We start from the raw sequence: 1,103 nt of genomic DNA, 5'->3' as shown, positions 1-1,103 counted from the left end.
AAAGGTTTTATAGTGAATTGGAAAAAGGCACAGAAGTCCGTTTCACCCTCCCTTCAGCTTATTTCTAAGGGATAATAATAATTTTTCTCTTTGGTTGGTAAATTAGAATTTAATACCTTATTTAATAGTCTGAACATTAATTGATAAAGTAGGTTTACTTATCAACTAAAAAAGTAAAAATATTTGGTCATTGTTTAAAGTGAAATTTAATTAAGGAAATATGAAAGGAAAAACCTTCTTCTCGTTCAAAACAAAAATAGCCATTGCCTTAATTCTCATTTTGTTTCTCATTTTTTGCGAAAAGCCTCGTGGATAAAAGCAATGTGGACGAATTAGAAGCTTCTTTTGTTACTGTGTATGAAGACAGGTTGGTCGTTCAAGACTATATTTTCAATATAACCGAACTACTTTTTTAGAATGCGATTGGTGGTGGCCAATACCGAATCCATAGAACAATATTTGGCTGTCAAAAATCAAGTGATAGACTATCATGAACAGATTTTAGCCATTATAACAGGTTTTGAACGAACCTATCTTACGCCCAAAGAGGAACAATACCTCAATGATTTTAAGCAGTTGGTATCAGAAAAGCTAGAAATTCAAAGTTATTTTAGTAACCTGGAAACCTCTGAAAAAAACTATGAAAACAGTGTCCTGAGATTCAATTCGGATTTTGAGCGGGTATTCAACGATTTGAGGGAATTGTCTAAAATCCAGTTATTGGAAGGTAAAAAACTTGCCAACCTAAGCTATAGAATCAAAGCCAGATCTGACATATGGTTACAATTTGAATATGCGGTACTCTTCATATTACTAATTATCATAAGCATGCTCATCTATTCCTCGAGAGGATTTAAAGATGGAGAAAAGATCAAGCCTTGATTACCCAATTAAGATAATGGTAACACCTTAAGTTGAGGGATTTTTTTATTTTCCTACAGGCTCTCCTGCTACAAAACCAATGCCCTCTTACACATAATCTGTATTCTATCTGGTTGAAGGTATAGTTTGGTTGATTGTCAAATCAATCGTTTTTTCACTGGCTCTCTACCGTAGTGAAATATCGAAAAACCGGTCCTAGTTATAGTAAGGACAACATGAAA

At 33.5% G+C, this 1,103-nt stretch carries 1 protein-coding gene; it reads left to right on the top strand.

The window, feature by feature from the left end:
• The first annotated feature begins 429 nt into the window (after positions 1 to 429).
• Entirely contained in the window at positions 430 to 882 is a 453-nt protein-coding gene (locus ADIWIN_RS11775; RefSeq protein ID WP_200859805.1) for a hypothetical protein, read from the top strand.
• Positions 883 to 1,103: the final 221 nt, after the last annotated feature.

Source organism: Winogradskyella psychrotolerans RS-3 (genome assembly GCF_000427335.1).
In the GTDB taxonomy this organism is placed as follows: Bacteria; Bacteroidota; Bacteroidia; order Flavobacteriales; family Flavobacteriaceae; genus Winogradskyella; species Winogradskyella psychrotolerans.
The sequence above is the reverse complement of the archived record's forward strand: the minus strand, read 5'-3'. Positions and strand labels throughout refer to the sequence as shown.